6 protein-coding genes are annotated in these 4,707 nt (G+C 54.0%); 3 read left to right on the top strand and 3 right to left on the bottom strand.

From position 1 onward, the window contains the following. Nucleotides 1-264, bottom strand: a 264-nt coding sequence (locus ACREAY_RS09865) for a hypothetical protein (protein WP_431755604.1), incomplete at its 3' end; no start/stop codon positions are given. A 111-nt stretch (nt 265-375) separates the two neighbouring features. On the opposite strand from ACREAY_RS09865, the gene ACREAY_RS09860 reads away from it, so the two are divergent. Continuing rightward, nucleotides 376-948 (top strand): ArsR/SmtB family transcription factor, encoded by a 573-nt coding sequence (locus ACREAY_RS09860; protein ID WP_431755603.1) that lies wholly within the window; start codon nt 376-378, stop codon nt 946-948. Here ACREAY_RS09860 and asnB read toward each other — a convergent pair. Next, entirely contained in the window at nt 945-2,582 is a 1,638-nt protein-coding gene (gene asnB, locus ACREAY_RS09855; RefSeq protein WP_431755602.1) for an asparagine synthase (glutamine-hydrolyzing), read from the bottom strand. The genes ACREAY_RS09860 and asnB overlap by 4 nt on opposite strands. A 130-nt stretch (nt 2,583-2,712) precedes the next feature. Between asnB and ACREAY_RS09850 the strand changes: the two genes are divergently transcribed. Then, nucleotides 2,713-2,937, top strand: a complete 225-nt coding sequence (locus ACREAY_RS09850) for an Lrp/AsnC ligand binding domain-containing protein (RefSeq protein ID WP_431755601.1) — start codon at nt 2,713-2,715, stop codon at nt 2,935-2,937. Here ACREAY_RS09850 and ACREAY_RS09845 read toward each other — a convergent pair whose 3' ends face one another. Next, nucleotides 2,938-3,753 carry a TrmB family transcriptional regulator gene (locus tag ACREAY_RS09845; RefSeq protein WP_431755600.1) on the bottom strand — a complete coding sequence of 272 codons (816 nt, stop codon included), beginning with the start codon at nt 3,751-3,753 and terminating at the stop codon, nt 2,938-2,940. A 345-nt stretch (nt 3,754-4,098) separates the two neighbouring features. Here ACREAY_RS09845 and ACREAY_RS09840 point away from each other — a divergent pair, with 345 nt between their 5' ends. Beyond that, the gene (locus ACREAY_RS09840; RefSeq protein ID WP_431755599.1) at nt 4,099-4,401 is read left to right on the top strand and encodes a hypothetical protein; all 303 of its coding nucleotides are present in this window, start codon (nt 4,099-4,101) and stop codon (nt 4,399-4,401) included. Nucleotides 4,402-4,707 lie beyond the last annotated feature (306 nt).

Below are 4,707 nucleotides of genomic sequence, written 5' to 3'. Positions count from 1 at the left end.
TATCATGCGCCTAAGCTTGCCAAACTTGTTGCTCGTCGCGTAAAGCTTTATCGACGTGTCGCAGTGCGTGCAAATCTTTTTCTTTCTTGAAATGATGAGATCTGTGAGCGGGTGTGTGCCGGCGCAGGTAGAGCACCAATAGTACAGCAGACCGCGCGTCTGGTGGAGGGTGAGTGCTTCGAAATTAAGGCCTTCCTTTGTGCATACTGTCTTGGCTATCTCGACCAAGGAAGGGTCGCAGTTGCTGGGGATCTGTTGTGCCATACATAAAAGACGCGCTTTTGTTAGATAAATCTAACTGTTCAGCTTGCTCTAAATTGTGGCTAGTTTTAGCCATTAAAGTTATATCTTGATTGCAAATACCACCGGCAGTTGATGAAAGCTGCATACATCGTCGATGACCCAGACATTGCGGGCATCCTGATCGACCCCATGCGCAGGGCGATCCTAACATTCTTGCGCCAGAAACCGATGACGCAGGCCCAGCTGGCAGACGAGCTCGGGCTTTCAGACGCGTCTCTGAATTACCACATGAAGATATTGAAAAACGCGGGCCTCGTCGCGATAACAAAAAAGGTGGCAGAGGAGCACGGCATAATCCAAAAGTTCTTTTCGCCTGCCGCGTACCTGTTTGTCTACGACCTTGACGCGCTGCCAAAGGACATCGCCCGCTACTTTTATCCAGTCAGCATCGAGAGGTCGTGGGGCGTGCTGGCCACGCTTGCAGCAAAGAACGGCAAGTCGGGGTATAGAGAGGTGCAGGGCATCAACGGCGTGACTGAAGGCCTGTCAAGGCTGCTGGTGGAGACAGCAAGGCCATACGCAAGAAAAGAGACTGCGCACGGCAACGAAGCTCTAGCCCATGAAATCTATAGCAAGGCCGTCAAGGCGTGGATTGACCGGGAGGACGCGCCGAGGCAGAGGACAAGGCAGCGGGCCCGCCGCTAGCCCTTTACCAGGCTGTCCAGGTACATCTGGACGTGCGGCTCGGCTATCCACATCTTTTGCTCCTTTTCAAACATGTAGCCGTACCTCTGCGAGCTTCCCATCTTTTCCTTCAGTTCAAGTGACTGCAAGTAGCCGGCCGTGACTGCCTCTTCGTCAAATCCGTTCTTTCTTGCAATTGCGTCGATGAGCGAGTGCACGCCAGAGCCATGCTGCGCCGCTGCTTTGACCCGGAATGCTATATCTTTTGGTATGCCCAGTTCCTGGGAGAGCCTGCGGTGGACGCGCTTGCCGAACCTGTCGTCCTTTCTCACGTTCAGCCGCAGGTCGATGTCCATCGAGCACTTTATCACGTCGCGGTCGAGAAACGGCTCGCGCATCTCTACGCTGTGGGCCATGGCCACTTTGTCTTCTCGCTCCAGAGTCTCCTTGTACAGGAGCGCCAGGTCGTCGAGCATGTACCTGCGCAGCTTGTCATAGCCTTCCCTCCGGGCCACCTGCGGATACCACGAATAGCCGCCAAAGAGCTCGTCTGCCCCCTGGCCGGTGAGCATTATCCTTATCCCCTGCTCGCTTGCCAGCTGCACCGCGCAGTATACCGGCAGCGCCACTTCGACCTGGCCGGCGTTGGTGTCCTCTATAACGTCGATTATCTTTGGGACGAGTTTTTCCACCTGCCCCTGCGAAAGCTCTTTTGCATACAGCTCCAGCCCCAGCTTGTCCGCTATCGCCTTTGCGTGGTCAAGGTCGCTAGAGCCTTCGACGCCTGCGGTGTAGCAGGTCACTTCTGGCACCATCTTGCTGGCAAGGTATGCGACGAGCACGCTGTCGATGCCGCCTGAAAATATTATCCCTATTTTTTTCACGTCCTGCGTGCGCTTGCGCATCGAGCCGGCAATCGCCTTCCCGTATGCGTCGACTGCGGCCTGCATTGTTCTGAGCGCGGGCTTTTGCTTTATCGCCGGCGCAGGGGCGACCCTCACCTGAGATATCCTGCCGGCAGGCGTTATGACGAGAGCGTGGCCCGGAAGGACCCGGCGCGTAGGCTCCGAAATGCCCGCCGCCCACAGCCCCTTTCTCTCTGACGCAAACGCCACGAACCGGCCGTTCTCGCCCCAGTAGATCGGCCTGACGCCTATTGGGTCTCTCACGAGTGCCATCGTGCCCGTGGCCGCGTCTTTTATTGCGAGCGCGTAGATGCCGTCGAGCTTGCTCACTGTCTTTTTTATCGCCTCGACAAAGTCGCCTCCCTGCAAGTATGCGTCTTCCAGCAGGTGCACGACGACTTCGCTGTCTGTCTCTGTGCTGAACCTGTGGCGCTTTTCAAGGCGCTTCTTCAGCTGCTTGTAGTTGTATATCTCGCCGTTATGCTCCATCACCAGCTGGCCGTCGCAACTGGCAAACGGCTGCGAGCCTATCGAGCCGCCCACTATGGCAAGCCGTGCGTGGCCAAGGACGCTAGAACCCTTGATGTCTGCCGCGGCAAGCATCTGAACTGAATCTGCCTTTATAATAGAGTCTTCTGTGGCCATGCCGGCGCCGTCCGGCCCCCTCTTGGCCATGCGCGAGAGCATCATGCCGACAACCGGCGCGACGTTCTCACCATTCTTGCTCAAAATTCCTGCTATTCCACACATGTTTTTCTCCAATATTTTGAAATGCCTGCACTAGGCAGAGCACTATAGGTAGCCCCGCATAACTTTAAAGACTTTAGCCACCCTACATTTAGTGAAACTCTTTTAATTTCCGGCTGCAATTTAGGGTATAGTGGAAGCCTTTGTTTTGGTGAATTGCGAATCTGGATCCCAGCAAAAGGTAGTCTCGGAGCTTGAGTCCATATCGACCGTCTCTGACGTCAAGAAGGTCATGGGAGTCTACGATGTCATTGCCAAGGTAGAGTCGGGCACGCTGCAGGAAGTGAAAAAGGCCCTGAACAAAATAAGGCTCCAGCAGGGCATACGGTCGACCATAACCATGACAGTCGTCAAGTAGTCACTTTATGCTCTCGTGGAGTATCGCAAAGGTCGAGGCAAGCGACTTTGTGCTTGCATAAAACCCGTACTCTTTGCGCTCGTCCGTGTCTTCCGGCATGATTATCACTTCGCTCCTGTCCACGATCACCATGTTCAATGGCATTGGGCTCCCGCCTACAAAGTCGCACGCAAAGGCCTTTTCTACCTTGACCACGCTGTCAAGCACGATGTCCTTGTAGAGGTAGTCGCGATCTTTCCAGCCCATTACCTTTATCACCAAGCGCACGTTGCCGGGTAGCGACTGCAGCTTGTCGACGACTTCCATGCGGTGGAATGCCCGCAGGTTCTTCTCCGATACCAGTACAAGCACTTCCTGCTTTGCGTCGGCGACCATCTTCATCACCTTGACTCCTATGGCGTCCATACCCGTTATCACCTGGTAGTTTTCCCGGTCAGGCGCCTTGGGGCTGACCCTGCTTGCCATTACCTCTTCAAACAGCTGCGTGCAGTGCCCTTTCCTCTGCGACAGCTCACGCAGGGCGTTTTGCTTGATCTGCACGAGCGCGTCAAAGACGTCGGCCACTGCAAGCGCGTAGTACCGCTGGGGCTTTTCAAACGTTGAAAATACTATGCCCTTTGACTGGAGGCTGTAGAGCGTCTGGTACACTTCGGTCCTCTGGATTCCGGTGTTCCTCGAAACATCGCTTGCTATGCAAGGGCCGTTTGACATCAAGGACACGAGGATTCTGGCTTCGTTCTGCGCAAGGTCCAGGCCGCGCAGCTCAGCCACGAGCCTGTCCACGAGCTCGTCGCCGCTAGACTGGGCAGCAGACAAGTGTTTCTGCATCAGGGGACTTTTAGGTTACATTACTATTAAAAGATATTCCAGCTTCAAACTATAGAAGATAGATGTGGGAGAAACAGTTTGCATATTTTACAATATTATGTACAGAAAAACATAATACTTTCAACTATGTTTAGGCGGAGCGACATTCCCCGGGGCGCTTTTTCAACAAAACCGAAGACAGACAATAACCGGCCTAGCAGACAGATTTTTGGCGTGACAAGGCAGGCAGGTCCTTTGCGCCAGAGCCGCAGCTAGGCGGGCACCATTTCCCCGGAAATTTGCTCTGGTCACGGTGCAAATAACCCGTTAATATGATAACTTGGAGACTATACCATGTCAGAAAAAGACAGGCAATACGAGGAAGGCGCCCAGGGAACCGAGACGGGAAGAAAGGACGACCCGCTCAAGGAATACAGATCAAAGGAGCCAATGACCCCGGCAAAGATAAAAGAGCACGAGCCGACGGCAGTAAAGAGGGACGCTTCTGACCAGAAAATAGTTGAAAAGGGTCAGGAAGGGAGCGACCCCGAGCGCGCAAAGGAAATTGCCAGAAGCAAAGGAATGGCAAAGGGAACCGCTGGCGCTGCCCCGACAGGGGACGAGTACGAGCAGGGCGCGGCAGGCACGAACAAGTAACAGTAGCCTTCCCTTTATTTTTTGAGCCAGCCCACAAGAGGGTAGGGATATACTGATAAAGATTATGTGATTTCGTTTCTTGGCAGTTGACGTTTTGCAGAGGAAAAATCCCGAATCTGCTAATACATCAGCATACTTGGCTTTCAATTTTGTGTACGGTAGATTTAGGATCTGACAAAGCCAAAGCACCAGGAACCGCATTCCAAGGTCAGGCAGGCAAAGAAGGACTCACCGAGCTTAGAAACGACAGTCCCAGAAAGGATAGCCCATGCGATGCGCCTGCAGGCCGGCGACTCTATCGAATGG

The organism is Nitrososphaera sp., from assembly GCF_050748925.1.
Lineage (GTDB): Archaea > Thermoproteota > Nitrososphaeria > Nitrososphaerales > Nitrososphaeraceae > Nitrososphaera.
Note: the sequence above shows the minus strand (reverse complement) of the source record. Positions and strands in the feature narration are given on the sequence as shown.